16 protein-coding genes are annotated in these 16055 nt (G+C 72.5%); all 16 read left to right on the forward strand.

All coding sequences use genetic code 11. From position 1 onward, the window contains the following. The first annotated feature begins 88 nt into the window (after positions 1-88). On the forward strand, positions 89-1354 hold the full coding sequence (ftsW, locus tag PLP61_RS02030) for a putative lipid II flippase FtsW (RefSeq protein WP_324499868.1): 1266 nt from the start codon (positions 89-91) through the stop codon (positions 1352-1354). A 10-nt stretch (positions 1355-1364) separates the two neighbouring features. Further along, positions 1365-2438: an undecaprenyldiphospho-muramoylpentapeptide beta-N-acetylglucosaminyltransferase gene (gene murG, locus PLP61_RS02035; protein ID WP_324499869.1), complete on the forward strand. Its 1074-nt coding sequence runs from the start codon at positions 1365-1367 to the stop codon at positions 2436-2438. Continuing rightward, positions 2435-3856 carry a UDP-N-acetylmuramate--L-alanine ligase gene (murC, locus tag PLP61_RS02040; RefSeq protein WP_324499870.1) on the forward strand — a complete coding sequence of 474 codons (1422 nt, stop codon included), beginning with the start codon at positions 2435-2437 and terminating at the stop codon, positions 3854-3856. The genes murG and murC overlap by 4 nt, the downstream gene beginning before the upstream one ends. After that, positions 3849-4595, forward strand: a complete 747-nt coding sequence (locus tag PLP61_RS02045) for a cell division protein FtsQ/DivIB (RefSeq protein WP_324499871.1) — start codon at positions 3849-3851, stop codon at positions 4593-4595. Before murC ends, PLP61_RS02045 begins: the two co-directional genes overlap by 8 nt. Before the next feature lie 205 nt (positions 4596-4800). Further along, positions 4801-6009, forward strand: coding sequence for a cell division protein FtsZ (gene ftsZ / locus PLP61_RS02050; RefSeq protein ID WP_324499872.1), 1209 nt, complete (start codon positions 4801-4803; stop codon positions 6007-6009). Further along, positions 6006-6728 carry a purine nucleoside phosphorylase YfiH/LACC1 family protein gene (locus PLP61_RS02055; protein ID WP_324499873.1) on the forward strand — a complete coding sequence of 241 codons (723 nt, stop codon included), beginning with the start codon at positions 6006-6008 and terminating at the stop codon, positions 6726-6728. The genes ftsZ and PLP61_RS02055 overlap by 4 nt, the downstream gene beginning before the upstream one ends. After that, positions 6725-7426 carry a YggS family pyridoxal phosphate-dependent enzyme gene (locus PLP61_RS02060; RefSeq protein WP_324499874.1) on the forward strand — a complete coding sequence of 234 codons (702 nt, stop codon included), beginning with the start codon at positions 6725-6727 and terminating at the stop codon, positions 7424-7426. Before PLP61_RS02055 ends, PLP61_RS02060 begins: the two co-directional genes overlap by 4 nt. A 58-nt stretch (positions 7427-7484) precedes the next feature. Further along, complete coding sequence (locus tag PLP61_RS02065; protein WP_324499875.1) at positions 7485-7976, forward strand: cell division protein SepF; 492 nt, start codon at positions 7485-7487, stop codon at positions 7974-7976. 6 nt (positions 7977-7982) lie between these two features. After that, positions 7983-8276 carry a YggT family protein gene (locus PLP61_RS02070; protein WP_324499876.1) on the forward strand — a complete coding sequence of 98 codons (294 nt, stop codon included), beginning with the start codon at positions 7983-7985 and terminating at the stop codon, positions 8274-8276. Between the two features lie 82 nt (positions 8277-8358). After that, a complete protein-coding gene (locus PLP61_RS02075) occupies positions 8359-9114 on the forward strand; it encodes a DivIVA domain-containing protein (protein WP_324499878.1) in 756 nt (251 codons plus the stop codon). A gap of 161 nt (positions 9115-9275) precedes the next feature. Continuing rightward, positions 9276-9926, forward strand: a complete 651-nt coding sequence (locus PLP61_RS02080; RefSeq protein WP_324499880.1) for a TraR/DksA family transcriptional regulator — start codon at positions 9276-9278, stop codon at positions 9924-9926. Between the two features lie 62 nt (positions 9927-9988). Further along, positions 9989-10489: a signal peptidase II gene (gene lspA / locus PLP61_RS02085; RefSeq protein WP_324499882.1), complete on the forward strand. Its 501-nt coding sequence runs from the start codon at positions 9989-9991 to the stop codon at positions 10487-10489. Beyond that, positions 10486-11424 (forward strand): RluA family pseudouridine synthase, encoded by a 939-nt coding sequence (locus PLP61_RS02090; RefSeq protein WP_324499884.1) that lies wholly within the window; start codon positions 10486-10488, stop codon positions 11422-11424. Before lspA ends, PLP61_RS02090 begins: the two co-directional genes overlap by 4 nt. Then, positions 11424-12149 carry a GNAT family N-acetyltransferase gene (locus PLP61_RS02095; RefSeq protein ID WP_324499886.1) on the forward strand — a complete coding sequence of 242 codons (726 nt, stop codon included), beginning with the start codon at positions 11424-11426 and terminating at the stop codon, positions 12147-12149. The genes PLP61_RS02090 and PLP61_RS02095 overlap by 1 nt, the downstream gene beginning before the upstream one ends. A 149-nt stretch (positions 12150-12298) precedes the next feature. Then, positions 12299-15832 (forward strand): DNA polymerase III subunit alpha, encoded by a 3534-nt coding sequence (gene dnaE, locus PLP61_RS02100; protein WP_324499888.1) that lies wholly within the window; start codon positions 12299-12301, stop codon positions 15830-15832. Next, a partial coding sequence (locus PLP61_RS02105) for a hypothetical protein (RefSeq protein ID WP_324499890.1) occupies positions 15817-16055 on the forward strand: 239 nt, incomplete at its 3' end. The genes dnaE and PLP61_RS02105, both read left to right, overlap by 16 nt.

Raw genomic sequence — 16055 nt, forward strand, 5'->3', positions numbered from 1 at the left:
CCCGGCATGGACCCCGCGGGCGGGGAGACTGGCGAGGCGGACCGACGACCGGTCCGGTCCAGCGGGCACGAGCAGGGAGGGGACGTCGGTGACCACCACGCACCCCGACTCCCGGCCGCCTGCGGAGGCCGCCCCGGAGCACCTCGGGCCGCGTTCCTGGGTGGCCGCGGCACGGCACGCCCTCGACCGCCCGCTGACGTCGTACTACCTGCTGCTGGTCGCCCCCGCGTTGCTGCTGACCATCGGGCTGGTGATGGTGCTCAGCGCCTCCAGCGTGGACGCCTTCGAGAACCACCAGGACAGCTACTTCTGGGTGCGCCGGCAGCTGGTGTGGGTGCTCGCCGCGCTGCCGGTGGCCTGGCTCGCCTCGCGGGTGCCGTTGCGCCTGGTGCGGAGACTGGCGTGGCCCGGTCTCGTGGTGGCCGTGGTGATGCTGGCGCTGACCCAGACGCCGCTGGGCATCTCGGTGCACGGGAACCGGAACTGGATCGGCGTGGGCCAGCTCTCCCTGCAGCCCTCGGAGTTCGCCAAGCTGGGGCTGGTGCTGTGGGCTGCGCACGTCTACGCGAACAAGGAGCGTCGGCTGGGGCATCTGCAGCACGTGCTGATGCCCGTGGTCCCCGGCATGCTGCTGGTGGTCGGGCTGGTGCTGTGGCAACGCGACCTCGGGACCGCGCTGGTGCTGCTCGCCATCATGCTGGCGATGCTGTGGATCGTCGGCGCCCCGGGCCGGCTCTTCGCCCTCGCCCTGTCCATGGCCGGGGTCGGCGCGCTCTACCTCGCCACCACCAGCGCTGAGCGGCGCGAGCGGCTGCTGAGCTTCACCGACCCGTTCCAGGACTTCCTGGGCGCCGGGTGGCAGCCGGCGCACGGGCTCTACGCCCTGTCCAGCGGAGGCTGGTTCGGCGAGGGCATCGGCGCCAGCCGGCAGAAGTGGGGCGACCTGCCCGAGGCGCACACCGACTTCATCTTCGCCGTGCTGGGCGAGGAGCTCGGGCTGATCGGCACCCTGCTGGTGGTGGCCCTGTTCCTGACCATCGCGTTCGCCGCCACCCGGGTCGCCCTCTCCACCAAGGACCCGTTCGTCCGCTACGCCTCCTTCGGTATCACCGTCTGGCTGCTGGGGCAGATGATGATCAACGTCGGGATGGTCCTCGCCCTGCTCCCCGTGATCGGGATCCCGCTCCCGCTGGTCTCCTACGGCGGGTCCGCGCTGCTCCCGTCGCTGGTCGCGCTGGGGCTGCTGCTGGGGTTCGCCCGCCGCGAGCCGGAGGCGGCGCGAGCGCTCGCGGCCAAGCGCCGCGGACGGTCCGCCGGCCTGTCCGCCGGGCGGGTAGGCGGACGCGGTCTCTAGGCTGGCCACGATGCGCATCCTGCTCGCCGGTGGCGGAACCGCCGGCCACACCTCCCCGCTGCTCGCCACCGCCGACGCCCTGCGCCGGGCGGTGCCCGACTGCGAGATCACCTGCCTCGGCACGCAGCGCGGGCTGGAGACGACCGTGGTCCCGGCCGCCGGCTACCCGCTGGAGCTGGTCCCACCGGTGCCCCTGCCGCGCCAGCCCAGCGGGGAGCTGCTGCGCGTCCCCGGTCGCCTGCGCGCCGCCGTCGCCGACACGCTGGCCGTGCTGGACCGGGTCCGGCCCGACGTCGTGGTCGGCTACGGGGGGTACGTCTCGATGCCCGCCTACCTGGCCGCCCGCCGCCGGCGACTGCCCGTGGTGGTGCACGAGCAGAACGCACTGCCCGGGCTGGCGAACAGGGCGGGTGCCCGGATCGCGGCCCGGGTCGCGGTCAGCTTCCCCGACACGCCGCTGCCCCGGGCGGAGTACGTCGGGCTCCCGATCCGCCGGATGATCTCGACCCTCGACCGCACGGCGCACCGCTCCGAGGCCCGTGCGTTCTTCGGGCTGGACCCCGAGCTGCCGACCCTGCTGGTCACCGGCGGCTCACAGGGCGCCCGCAGCCTGAACCGGGCAGTGTCCGAAGCGGCCGTCCCGCTCGCCGCGGCGGGTGTCCAGGTGCTCCACGTCGTGGGACCGCAAGGGGAGGTGGACCTCCCGGCGACCTCGGGCCCGCCGTACGTGGTGGAACGCTTCGTGGAGCGGATGGACCTGGCCTACGCCGCCGCGGACCTCGTGGTGTGCCGGGCCGGCGCGTCCTCGGTGACCGAGGCCGCGGCCGTGGGCCTCCCGGCCGTGTTCGTACCGCTGCCCATCGGGAACGGAGAGCAGCGGCTCAACGCCCGACCGGTCGTGGACGCGCGCGGCGGCCTGCTGCTTGAGGACCGGGCCCTCACCCCGGAGTGGGTGGCCGCCACCGTCCCCGGGCTCGTCGGGGACGCCCCGCGGCTGGCGGCGATGGGGGCCGCCGCGTCCGCACTGATCCCGCGGGACGCCGACGACCGGCTCGCCCGGCTCGTCGTGGAGTGCGCCCGGTGAGGATCCCCGTCCCCGAGGTGCTGCTGCCCGCCGAGGCGCTGGGCTGGGTCCACTTCGTGGGCATCGGCGGAGCGGGCCTCTCCGCCATCGCGCGGCTGATGCGCGAGCGGGGCGTCCCGGTGAGCGGCAGCGACGGCGCGGACTCGCCGACGCTGCAGGCCCTGCGCGACCTCGGCGCCACCGTGTGGGTGGGGCACGACGCGGCCCACGTCGCCGGCGCCGACACGCTGGTGGTCTCCACCGCCGTCCCGGAGGACAACGCGGAGGTGGCCGAGGCGCGCCGGCGCGGACTGCGGCTGCTGCCCCGCTCGGCAGGGCTCGCCGCGGTGATGCACGGCAGGCGGGTCCTCGCGGTCTCCGGGACCCACGGCAAGACCACGACGACCTCCCTGCTCACGGTCGCGCTGCAGGCGGCCGGGGCCGATCCCACGTACGCCGTCGGCGGCGACCTGGCCCAGACCGGGACCAACGCGCACACGGGGACCGGCGACCTCTTCGTCGCGGAAGCCGACGAGAGCGACGGCGCCTTCCTCGTCTACCGCCCCTACGCCGCGGTGGTCACCAACGTCGACGCCGACCACCTCGACCACTTCGGGACCGTCGAGGCCTACCGGGCGGCGTTCGAGCAGTTCGTGGACACCGTCGACGCCGGCGGCTTCCTGGTCTGCTGCGTCGACGACCCCGGCGCCGCGGCGCTCGCGGAGAGCGCACGGGCCCGCGGACGGCGGGTCGTGGGTGTGGGGCTGGCTCCCGCGGCCGACCTGCGAGCCACCGACGTTCAGGTCCTCGAGGGTCGCACCACCTGTACGGTGACCGAGCGTGGCAGGGTGCTCGGCACCCTGCGGCTGGGCATCCCGGGCCGGCACTACCTGCTCGACGCGCTGGCGGCGCTCGCAGTCGGGCTCGGGCTGGGGCTGCCGTTCGACCGGCTCGTGGCCGGTCTCTCCTCCTTCACCGGCACCCGCCGCCGGATGGAGCCCAAGGGCGAGGAGGGCGGGGTCCGGGTCGTGGACAGCTACGCCCACCACCCACGCGAGATCGTCGGTGATCTCGAGGCGGCCCGAGCCCTGGCCGGTGGCGGACGGGTGGTCGTCGCCTTCCAGCCGCACCTGGTCTCGCGCACCCGGATCTTCGGGGAGGAGATGGGCCGCGCGCTGGCCGGCGCCGACCATGTGGTGGTGCTCGACGTCTACGTCGCCCGCGAGGCTCCGGACCCAGCCGTCACCGGCGAGCTGGTGGCGCGCGCGGTACCGCTCCCCCCGGAACGGGTGGAGTACGTGCCCGACCTGGAGGCGGTCCCGGCAGTGCTCGCGGCGCGGGCCCGCCCCGGCGACCTGGTCCTCACCCTGGGTGCCGGCTCGGTGACCACGCTCGGGCCCCGCCTGCTCGCGCTGCTGCGGGAGGGGTCGGATGCATAGCGGGGAGGTCCAGGAGACCCCCGAGGTCACGCGCACCCGCAAGCGGTTCGCCCGCCGCCAGTGGGCGCGGCGCTGGGGTGCCTGGAAGTGGCTGGTCGGCGCCGTGCTGGTCGGGGCGCTGCTGGCCTTCGGCGTGTGGGTGGTCTGGTTCAGCTCGCTGCTGGCCGTCTCCGGGGTCACCGTCACCGGCACCGGGTACCTCACGGCCGCCGAGGTCGAGGACGCCGCGAACGTCCCGGTCGGGGAACAGCTGGCCCGCGTGGACCTGGCCGCGGTCACCGCGCGGGTCAGTGCGCTGGCTCCCGTCGCCACGGTCGACGTCACCCGGGCCTGGCCCGACCGGGTGCGGATCGCGGTGACCGAGCGCGTGCCCGTGGCGGTCGTCGACGTGGGCGGCGTGGTCCGCGGGATGGACGCCGAGGGGGTGCTGTTCCGCGAGTACCCCCGCGCGCCGAGAGACCTGCCGGTGGTGCGCACCTTCGCCGGGGCCGACGCGGACGCCCGCCAGGAGGCCGCGGGGGTGGTGGCCGCGATGCCGGCCGAGCTCGCGCGGCGCGTGGACCACCTCGAGGTCGAGTCGGTCGACCAGATCAGGCTCGTGCTGCGTGACGGGCGCAGCGTGGTGTGGGGGAGCGCGGCGGACTCCGCGGAGAAGGCCCGCGTGCTGCTGGCGCTGCTGGCGCACCCGGCCCAGGAGTACGACGTCAGCGTGCCGGGCCAGCCGACCACCCGCGGCTGAGCAGCTCGCCCGGGGTCGGACCGGCCCGGAAATCCGCGACGCTCCGCGTGTCGTCCACGATCACGGTGCGCCGGCTGCCTAGGGTCATGGGCAACGCGAGGTTGACATAACTATAACCCTCAGGCTCAGGGTTAGAGTTCATCGACTCGCCACAGGACGTACCCGATGTTCGGCAGCAGCCGAACCGCACCCGAGAGGCACAGCCGTGGCAGCAGCCCAGAACTACCTGGCCATCATCAAGGTCGTGGGAATCGGCGGCGGTGGCGTGAATGCCGTCAACCGGATGATCGAGGTCGGACTCAAGGGCGTGGAGTTCATCGCCATCAACACCGACGCCCAGGCGCTGCTGATGAGCGACGCCGACGTCAAGCTCGACATCGGCCGGGAGCTGACCCGCGGCCTGGGTGCGGGTGCGGACCCGGGGGTCGGGACGCGTGCGGCCGAGGATCACGCGGAGGAGATCGAGGAGGTCCTCAAGGGGGCCGACATGGTCTTCGTCACCGCCGGTGAGGGCGGGGGCACCGGCACCGGCGGCGCTCCGGTGGTCGCCCGCATCGCCCGCTCGCTGGGCGCACTCACCATCGGCGTGGTGACCCGCCCCTTCGCCTTCGAGGGGCGGCGCCGGGCGACGTCCGCGGAGGACGGCATCGCCGCACTCCGGGAGGAGGTCGACACGCTGATCGTCATCCCCAACGACCGGCTGCTGTCGATCAGCGACCGGTCCGTCTCCGTGCTCGACGCGTTCAAGCAGGCCGACCAGGTGCTGCTGCAGGGCGTCTCGGGCATCACCGACCTGATCACCACGCCGGGGCTGATCAACCTCGACTTCGCTGACGTGAAGTCGGTGATGGCCAACGCCGGCTCGGCGCTGATGGGGATCGGGTCGGCCCGGGGCGAGGACCGCTCGGTGGCCGCGGCCGAGGTGGCGGTGTCGAGCCCCCTGCTGGAGGCCTCGATCGACGGCGCGCACGGCGTCCTCCTCTCCATCGCGGGAGGCTCGGACCTCGGTCTGTTCGAGATCAACGAAGCTGCCGCGCTGGTCTCCCAGTCCGCGCACCCCGACGCGAACATCATCTTCGGCGCCACCATCGACGACGCACTGGGTGACGAGGTGCGGGTGACGGTGATCGCCGCGGGCTTCGACGGTGGCATGCCCAAGCGACGCGAGGAGGGCAGCGGTCTGCGGAGGACCCCCGTGCCCACCCCCCGCCAGACCCAGGCGGAGACGAAGGCGGCGGTGCAGGAGCTCACCCACCAGCCCGGCCCTGCGGCCCCCGCCGGCGCTCCGGTCCGCCCGGAGCCCGCCCGGGTGGAGAGCGCCCCCGCGCCGGTGGCCGTGGCAGCCCGGTCCCGCGCGTCGGAGGAGATCCAGTTCGGCGAGGACGACCTGGACGTGCCCGACTTCCTCAAGTGACCCCGGGCGCTCTCGGCCACGCCTCCAGCGTGTTCGCCCGACGCGACCACCTCGCCGGCGAGGCGGGGCGGGTGGAGGTCGGGTTCACCGCGCCGGGCCTGGATCTGGGGGACCGGGCGGAGGAGTCGGTGCGGCGGGCCGGGCTGGCCGCCCTCGCCAGGGAGACGGGAGTCGAGACGGTGCTGATGCGCCAGGTCCACGGTGCTGTGGTCGCCGACGTCGCGACCGAGCGGGGGGGTGAGCCGGCGACCGCCGACGCGCTGGTCACCCTGCTCCCGCGCGTGGCCCTGGCCACCCGTGCCGCCGACTGCGTCCCGCTCCTGCTGGCCGACCCAGACGTCGGGGTGCTGGCGGCGGTGCACGCCGGACGTGGCGGCCTGGCCCACGAGGTCGTGCCACGCGCCGTGGCACGGATGCGCGCGCACGGTGCGCGCAGGGTCACCGCCTGGCTGGGCCCGCACATCTGCGGTCGGTGCTACGAGGTGCCGCCCGCGCTGCAGGACGAGGTCGCCGCGGTGGTTCCCGAGGCGCGCGCCACCACGTCGTGGGGCACGCCGTCGCTGGACCTCGGGGCAGGCGTCACCGCGCAGCTCGGCGCGGCGGGCTGCACCGACGTGCGCGGCTGGCCGGAGTGCACCCGGGAGGTGCCGCGGTGGCCCTCCCACCGTCGCGACGGCGCGCGCGCCGGGCGGTTCGCCGGGGTGGTGTGGCGGGCATGACCCGGCGCGAGGAGATCGCGGCCAACCTGGCCGCAGTCCGAGCTCGGATCGAGCGTGCCTGCGCGGCCGCCGGACGTGACCCCGACGAGGTGACCCTGGTGGTGGTGACGAAGTTCTTCCCCGCCTCCGACGTGCGCCTCCTGGCCGACCTGGGGGTCCGGCACGTGGGCGAGAACCGGCACCAGGAGGCGGTCCTCAAGGCGGCGGAGTGCCACGACCTCGAGCTGACCTGGCACTTCGTCGGCGGCCTGCAGACCAACAAGGCCGGACCGGTCACCGGCTACGCCCACGTCGTGGAGTCGGTGGACCGGGTGAAGCTGGCGACCGCGCTGGACCGCGGAGCCCAGGCCCACGAGCGAGAGCTGGACGTGCTGGTCCAGGTGAGCCTGGACCCGCCCGACCGGACGGCCGGCCGGTCGGGCGTGGACCCGGCCGGGCTGGCCGAGCTCGCCGCCCACATCGAGGGGCTCGCCTCGCTCCGGCTCCGCGGCCTGATGGCGGTGGCTCCGCTGGGTGCGGACCCGGTGCAGGCCTTCGCCGAGCTGGCCTCCATCCGGGCGAAGCTCCTGCGCGCGCACCCGGGCGCCGGATGGTTGTCAGCAGGCATGAGCGGCGACCTGGAGGCGGGAGTCGCCGCCGGCGCGACACACGTGCGCGTTGGTTCCGCGGTCCTCGGTCAGCGACCGGAGATCAAGTAGTGTCACGACCACAGCAGCGCCCCCGGAGGGGGTGCGGGAGTCCCGGAGGACGACAGTCATGAGCGCCATGCGCAAGATCGGTGAGTACCTCGGTCTGCTCGAGGACACCGGCCGGTACGACGAGTACGACGCGAGCTACGACGACGCGCCCGAGGCGGCTCCCCGCGACCGTGCTCCCGAGCGGCGGGGCCGCGAGGCGCACGCCGGCGAGGTGGCCGACCTCGCCCAGCGACGTCCCCGGCCGGTTCCCGCGACGGGGGTGGTGGCTGAGCTCTCACGCATCACCACCCTGCACCCGCGCACCTACAACGAGGCCCGTACGGTCGGGGAGAACTACCGCGAGGGAACCCCGGTGATCATGAACCTCTCGGAGATGGACGACGTGGACGCGAAGCGGCTCGTCGACTTCGCCGCCGGCCTCGTCTTCGCCACGCGTGGCACCATCGAGCGGATCACCAACAAGGTGTTCCTGCTCTCGCCACCCAACGTCAGCGTCGCCGCCGAGGACAAGCAGCGCATCGCCGAGGGCGGCTTCTTCAACCAGAGCTGACCGCGCGTGGTCATCGTCGGCTGGATCCTGGAGATCGTCCTGTGGTCCTTCATGGCACTGCTGTGGGTGCGTTTCGTCGCGGGCTGGGTCCAGGCGTTCGCGCGCTCCTGGAGCCCGCACGGCCCGTTGCTGGTGCTGCTCGAGATCACCTACACCGTCACCGACCCGCCGATCAAGGCGCTGCGCCGGGTGATCCCGCCGCTGCGGATCGGCGGGGTCGCCATCGACCTGAGCTCGATGCTGGTGTTGCTGGGGGCGTGGTTGTTGCTGATGGTGAACCGGATGATCTTCGCGCTGTAACCGACGGTATGCGCGCCAGACCTGTGGCCAGGCGCTATTGTTCGCCAGAGAAGTACTTCCGAGACTACGAATGGGTGAGGTCATGCCGCTGACGCCTGAGGACGTGAGCAACAAGCGCTTTACTCCCGTCCGCCTTCGCGAGGGCTACGACATGGGCGAGGTCGACCAGTTCCTCGACGAGGTCGAGGCGGAGCTGGCGCGGCTGACGAAGGAGAACGAGGACCTGCGGGCCAAGCTCGTGGCCGCCCAGGCCGGTGCACCGGTCGCCGAGGCGCCCGCGCCGCCCGCTCCCGTGGAGGAGGCCCCGGCCCCCGAGGTGGAGGCCCCTCCTGCCCCCGAGCCCGTGATGGCGCCCGTCCCGGCCGCCGCGCCGGTGGAGACGCTGCGCGTCGAGACGGTGCCGCAGGCGTCCAACGCCGCCGCCCGCCTGCTCGAGATCGCCACCCGCAACGCCGACGAGCTCGTCGAGGAGGCCAAGAACGAGGCCGACCGGATCGTCGGCGAGGCCCGCACGAAGGCCGAGCGGCTGGAGTCGGAGTCCAAGACGAAGGCCGACCGCCTCGAGGCCGACGCGCGCACCCGCTCGCAGATGCTCGACTCCGAGACCGCGGAGCGACGCCAGCAGCTGTTCGGAGAGCTGGAGCGCGACCGCGACAAGCTCAACCTCGAGGTGGAGAACCTCCGCTCCTTCGAGCGTGAGTACCGCTCTCGCCTGAAGTCCTACTTCACCCAGCAGCTCGAGGCGCTGGACAACACCGCGGACGGCTCGGTGGCCTCCGGCGACTCCGCGCCGGCACCCAAGCGGCTCCGCTCGATCCTGGGGGAGGACGAGGGCTGAGCCCCACCCACCTCCGGCTCACCCCTGCGGCCGGCCTCCCGCACCGCGGGAAGCCGGCCGTGGTGCTGCGGGCGTGCCGGTTTGAGTCCCCTCACGGCATTGGCTACCCTCCCGACACGCTGTGACGCCTGTTGCAGCACTCGTGCCGAGGAGGCAGGACCATGAGTCGCAGCACCGCGAAGGCCCTCGCCAGCTCTGCAGCGGATGTGGCGAAGAAGGTCATCGGTCGCCGGCCCAGCGTGGTCGAGACCCCCGTCGAGGCCGCCCCCGCCAAGAAGGCCGCCCCGGCCAAGAAGACCGCCCCCGCCAAGAAGACCGCCCCCGCCAAGAAGACCGCCCCGGCCAAGAAGACCGCCCCCGCCAAGAAGACCGCCCCCGCCAAGAAGACCGCCCCCGCCACGAGCCCCAGGGCGCACGGCCTCGGCCTCGCCGTCGGCGAGGGCGAGAGTCCCTGGACGCAGGCGGAGCTGGACGAGGTCCTCGAGGAGCTGCACCGCAACCGCGACCGGCTCACGCTGCTCCTGCAGGACCAGGAGGTGGAGCTGGCCGGGCTGATGCGCGACGCCGGTGACGGCGCCGGCCATGACCAGGCCGACATGGGCGCCACCAGCTTCGAACGCGACCAGGAGCTCACCGTGGTCAACAGTGAGCGGGACATGCTCGCCCAGATCGACCGCGCGCTCGCCCGCATCCAAGACGGCACCTACGGCGTGTGCGAGTCCTGCGGCCGCCCGATCGGCAAGATGCGGGTGATGGCGTTCCCGCGTGCCACACTCTGCATGTCATGCAAGCAGCGCGAGGAACGCCGCTGACTCCCAGCGCACCCGTTCCGACCCACCCCGAGCGGTGGTGGGCGCGCCCCCGGACCCTGTTCGTGGCAGTCGCCGCCGCGGCGTACGCCCTGGACGTGGTGACGAAGGTGCTCGCGGTGCGCCACCTCACCGGCCAACCGGACGTGGAGGTCGTCGGGACCTGGCTGCAGCTGACCCTGGTGCGCAACCCGGGCGCCGCCTTCAGTACCGGCACAGGGCTCACCTACCTGCTCAGCGCCCTGGCCCTGACCGCCATCGTCGTCGTGGTCACGCTCAGCCGCCGGATCCGCAGTCGCGGGTGGGCGGTCGCGCTGGGGTTGCTGCTGGCCGGCGTGGCCGGCAACTTCACCGACCGTGTGCTGCGCGAGCCAGGCCCGTTCCGAGGGCACGTGGTGGACTTCCTGCGGCTGCCGAACTGGCCGGTGTTCAACGTCGCCGACATCTGCATCGACGCCGCCGCGATCCTCATCGTGGTGCTCGCGCTGCGGGGTGTCGGCCTGGACGGCACCCGCGGCGACCCGGGCGCGTCCGAGCCGCCCTCCGGTCCCGGGGACCCCTCATGACGCTGCCCCCCGAGCACAAGGTCGTGCTCGTGCCGGAGGGGCTGGCCGGGGAGCGGGTCGACACGGCGATGGCACGGATGTTCGGGCTGTCCCGGACCCGGGCCGCCGATCTGGTCCGCCAGGGCCACGTGCACCTCGACGGCGCCACCGTCGGCAAGAGCGACCGCGTCGAGGCGGGCGCCATGCTCGACGTCGTGATCCCCTCGGCGGCCGACCCGCTGACGGTGGTCCCCGAGGTCGTCGAGGGGATCCGGATCCTCCACGACGACGAGTCCATCGTGGTGGTCGACAAGCCGGTCGGGGTCGCCGTGCACCCCTCACCGGGGTGGGCCGGCCCCACCGTCGTGGGGCACCTCGCCGGAGCAGGGTTCCGGATCGCGACCGGCGGTGCGCCTGAGCGCCAGGGGATCGTCCAGCGACTGGACGTGGGCACCTCGGGGGTGATGGTGATCTGCAAGTCCGAGCGCGCCTACTCCTTGCTCAAGAACGCCTTCCGGCACCGCACCGTGGACAAGACCTACCACGCCCTGGTCCAGGGCCACCCCGACCCTCTCGAGGGGACCGTGGACGCACCCATCGGCAGGCACCCCAAGGCCGACTACAAGTTCGCGGTGATGTCGGACGGACGGCACAGCGTCACCCACTACCAGACCCTCGAGGCGCACCGGTTCGCGAGCCTGCTCGAGATCCACCTGGAGACCGGCCGGACCCACCAGATCCGGGTGCACATGGCGGCCCTCAAGCACCCGTGCGTGGGTGACCTGACCTACGGTGCGGACCCCGTGCTCGCGCGCCGCCTCGGGCTCCAGCGGCAGTGGCTCCACGCCGTGCGCCTCGGCTTCGAGCACCCCGGGTCCGGGGAGTACGTCGAGTACGAGTCCGAGTACCCCGCCGACCTGGCCCACGCCCTCGAGCTGATCCGTCAGGAGCACTGATGGACACCGACGCGCTCGTCCTGCGCCCCGCGGCCGCCGCCGACCTCGGTGCGGTGGCCGAGGTGCACCTGCAGGCCCGGACCGCGGCGTACCCCGCCTTCCCCCGGGGGATCCACCCGCCCGGCGAGGTCCGCGCCTGGGTGGCGGGCTGGGACCTGGGCGCCCGGGAGGTGTGGCTGGCCGAGGCCGCGGGCCGGGTGGTGGGGTACCTGGTTCTCGAGGGGGACTGGCTGGACTCCCTCTACGTCACGCCGGAGGCCGCCGGGCAGAGTGTCGGCGGGGCCCTGCTGGACCTGGCCAAGGGGCTGCGCCCCGCCGGGTTCTGCCTGTGGGTCTTCGAGAGCAACCTCCCGGCTCGCCGCTTCTACGACCGGCGGGGCCTGGTCGCCCTGGAGCGCACCGACGGGTCGGGGAACCAGGAGCACGCCCCCGACATCAAGATGGCCTGGCCGGGCGACCGGCCGCTGGTCTTCTACCGGCGCCTGATCGACGAGGTGGACACCGAGCTGGGCGACCTGCTGGCCCGCCGGGTGGCGCTCACCCGGGCGGTCCAGCGGCACAAGGCTCCCGCGGGTCCGGTCACGCGGGACCCCGATCGTGAGGCCGACATCGTCGCCACCGTGACCGCGCGGGCCCCCGAGCTGGGTCCGGACCGGGTGGCCCGCCTCGTACACCTGCTGATCACCGAGAGCCTGGCGGCGGCGGAGGAACCCCGCAGCTGGTAGCCGCGGCACCGCGGTGTCGGTGCGCCCTGCCACCATGGCTCCGGCGGGCGGGTTAGGCTGGGCGCCTTCCCCGAGACAGACGCCCTGCACCCCCGGGCGTAGGCCTCCGTCAGTCCGTCTCGAGCCGTATTGGGAGCAGCGTCCGCATCATGTCCTCCGGCGACTTCGTCCACCTGCACGTCCACACCGAGTACTCCATGCTCGACGGGGCGGCCAGGCTCGGGGAGATGTTCTCCCGCACCGCCGAGCTCGGGATGGGCGCGATCGCCATGACCGACCACGGCAACGTGTTCGGTGCCTTCGACTTCTACAGCAAGGCGCGGGCCGCGGGGGTCAAGCCGATCATCGGCATGGAGGCCTACTTCACCCCGAACACCCCACGGCACGAGCGCCGGCGCGTCCGCTGGAACGACGGCGGTGACGACGACGTCTCCGGCTCCGGCGCCTACACGCACATGACGCTGCTCGCCGAGACCACGGCGGGCATGCACAACCTGTTCCGGCTCTCGTCCCGGGCCTCGATGGAGGGCTTCTTCTACCAGCCACGCGCCGACCGGGAGCTGCTCGCGGAGTACTCCACCGGTCTGATCGGCACCACCGGGTGCCCCTCGGGGGAGGTGCAGACCTGGCTGCGGATCGGGGACTACGCCAAGGCACGACAGGCGGCCGCGGACTTCCAGGACATCCTCGGCCGCGACCAGTACTTCCTGGAGCTGATGGACCACGGCCTGGACATCGAGAACCGCGTCCGGGAGGGTCTGCTGCGCCTGGGCAAGGACCTGGGCATCCCCCCGATCGCCACCAACGACTCCCACTACGTCATGCGGGAGGACGCCGGTGCCCATGAGCACCTGCTCTGCGTCTCCAGCGGCAGCACGATGTCGGACCCGAAGCGGTTCCGGTTCAACGGCGACGGCTACTACATCAAGTCCCCGGCCGAGATGCGCGAGCTGTGGGCCGGCCGCAACGGCCTCCCCGAGGCCTGCGACAACACCCTGCTGATCGCCGAGCGCTGCGACGTGTCGTTCACCGAGGGCAGCGGCACCTACATGCCGCGGTTCCCGGTGCCGCCGGGGGAGGACGAGAACTCCTGGTTCGTCAAGGAGGTCGAGAAGGGCCTGCGTCAGCGCTACCCCGCCGGCGTCTCGGACCGGGTCCGGGCCCAGGCCGACTTCGAGGTCGAGGTCATCTGCCAGATGGGGTTCACCGGCTACTTCCTCGTGGTGGCCGACTTCATCAACTGGGCCAAGGACAACGGCATCCGAGTGGGACCCGGGCGCGGCTCGGGCGCCGGCTCCATGTGCGCCTACGCGCTGCGGATCACCGACCTCGACCCGCTCGAGCACGGCCTGATCTTCGAGCGCTTCCTCAACCCCGACCGCGTCTCGATGCCCGACTTCGACATCGACTTCGACGAGCGTCGGCGCGGCGAGGTGATCCGCTACGTCACCGAGAAGTACGGCGAGGACCGGGTCTCGATGATCGTCACCTACGGCACGATCAAGGCCAAGCAGGCGGTCAAGGACTCCAGCCGCATCCTCGGCTACCCCTTCGCGATGGGCGACCGCATCACCAAGGCGATGCCGGCAGCGGTGATGGGCAAGGACATCCCGCTGAAGGAGATCTTCGACCCCTCCCACAAGCGGTTCGGGGAGGGCGGGGAGTTCCGGAGCCTCTACGAGGGCGACGCTGACGTCAAGACGGTGGTCGACACCGCGATGGGCATCGAGGGACTCAAGCGGCAGTGGGGCGTGCACGCCGCCGGCGTCATCATGTCCAGCGAGCCGCTGCTGGACGTGATCCCACTCATGCGCCGGCCTCAGGACGGCACCATCATCACCCAGTTCGACTATCCCACCTGCGAGCGCCTGGGCCTGATCAAGATGGACTTCCTGGGGCTGCGCAACCTCACCGTCCTCGACGACGCCCTGGTCAACATCGAGCGCAACCGCGGCGAGAGGGTCGTGCTCGAGGAGCTCACCCTGGACGACCCGGCCACCTACCAGCTGCTGGCCCGGGGGGACACCCTCGGCGTGTTCCAGCTCGACGGTGGGCCGATGCGAGCCCTGCTCCGCTCGATGCGGCCGGACTGCTTCGAGGACATCTCGGCCGTGGGTGCGCTCTACCGGCCGGGGCCGATGGGCGCGGACTCCCACAACAAGTACGCCCGGCGCAAGACCGGGCGCGAGCCGGTGGAGCCGATCCACCCCGAGCTGGCCGAGCCACTGGCCGACGTCCTGGGGGAGACCTACGGTCTGATCGTCTACCAGGAGCAGGTCATGGCGATCGCCCAGAAGGTGGCCGGGTACTCCCTCGGCCAGGCGGACCTGCTGCGCCGGGCGATGGGCAAGAAGAAGAAGGAGGAGCTGGACAAGCAGTTCGAGACCTTCTCCGCCGGCATGCAGGAGCGCGGTTTCTCCCGGTCCGCGGTCGACACGCTGTGGCACATCCTGCTGCCGTTCTCCGACTACGCCTTCAACAAGGCGCACTCCGCGGCGTACGGCCTGGTCTCCTACTGGACCGCCTACCTCAAGGCCAACTACCCGGCCGAGTACATGGCTGCCCTGCTCACCTCGGTCAAGGACGACAAGGACAAGTCGGCGATCTACCTCAACGAGTGCCGCCGGATGAAGATCCAGGTGCTCCCGCCCGATGTCAACGAGTCCGACGCGACCTTCACCCCGGTGGGCAACGACGTCCGCTTCGGGCTCACGGCGGTCCGCAACGTGGGGTCGAACGTCGTCGCCGAGATCGTCCGGGCGAGGCAGGAGAAGGGTCGCTACGTCGACTTCAACGACTTCATGGAGAAGGTCCCTGCCCTGGTGTGCAACAAGCGGGTGATCGAGTCCCTCATCAAGGCGGGCGCCTTCGACGAGATGAAGCACCGCCGGCGGGCCCTGGTGGCCATCCACGAGACGGCCGTGGACCAGTACGTCGACATCAAGAAGAACGAGGCGATCGGCCAGGACTCGCTCTTCGGGGGGCTCGACGACGCCGACGCCGGCGGTTTCGGCATCTCGGTGGCCGTGCCCGACATCGACGAGTGGGACAAGATGACGCTGCTCGGGCACGAGCGCGACATGCTCGGGCTCTACGTCTCCGACCACCCGCTGCTGGGGCTCGAGCACGTGCTTGCCGCCGGCACCGACTGCACGATCGGTCAGCTCATGCTCGACGAGGAGCGTCCCGACGGTGCCGTGGTCACCCTGAGCGGACTGGTGACCTCGGTCCAGCGCAAGGTCACCAAGCGCGGCGACGCCTGGGCGATGGTCACCCTGGAGGACCTCGACGGCGCCATCGACGTGCTGCTCTTCCCCAGCGCCTACCAGCTGGCCTCCCCGCACCTGACCGAGGACGCGATCCTCACGGTCAAGGGCCGCCTCTCCCGCAGCAAGGACCAGCCCGAGCTGCACGGCCAGGAGGTCACCGTCGCCGACCTGTCGCAGGGACCGAGCGGCCCGGTGGTCATCAGCCTGCCCTCCACCCGGTGCACCGCTCCGGTGGTCGAGCAGCTGCGCGACGTGCTCGCCACGCACCCGGGCCTGACCGAGGTCCAGCTGCGGCTGCTGGCACGGGGCGGCACCACCGTGATGCGACTGGACGACCGGTTGCGCGTCTCGCCCAGCCCGGCGCTGTTCGCCGACCTCAAGCAGCTGCTGGGTCCGGGGTGCCTGGCCGGCTGAGCCCGGCCCGGTCCCGGGCCGTCCAGGCCCTGCTGGTCGCGCTGGTGATGCTGGCCGGGGGGGTGCTGGCGGGGATCGTGTGGGAGCGTTGGTGGGACCCCCCGACAGGTGTGGTGAGCCACCACGAGTTCTTCCTCGACGGTCCCGGACTGGCCAGGGACTTCTCCGGGACCGGTCTCTACTCGGTGGTCGCGCTGGCTGCGGGCGTGCTGCTCGGGGCGCT

Source organism: Nocardioides sp. (assembly GCF_035429765.1).
Taxonomy (GTDB): domain Bacteria; phylum Actinomycetota; class Actinomycetes; order Propionibacteriales; family Nocardioidaceae; genus Nocardioides.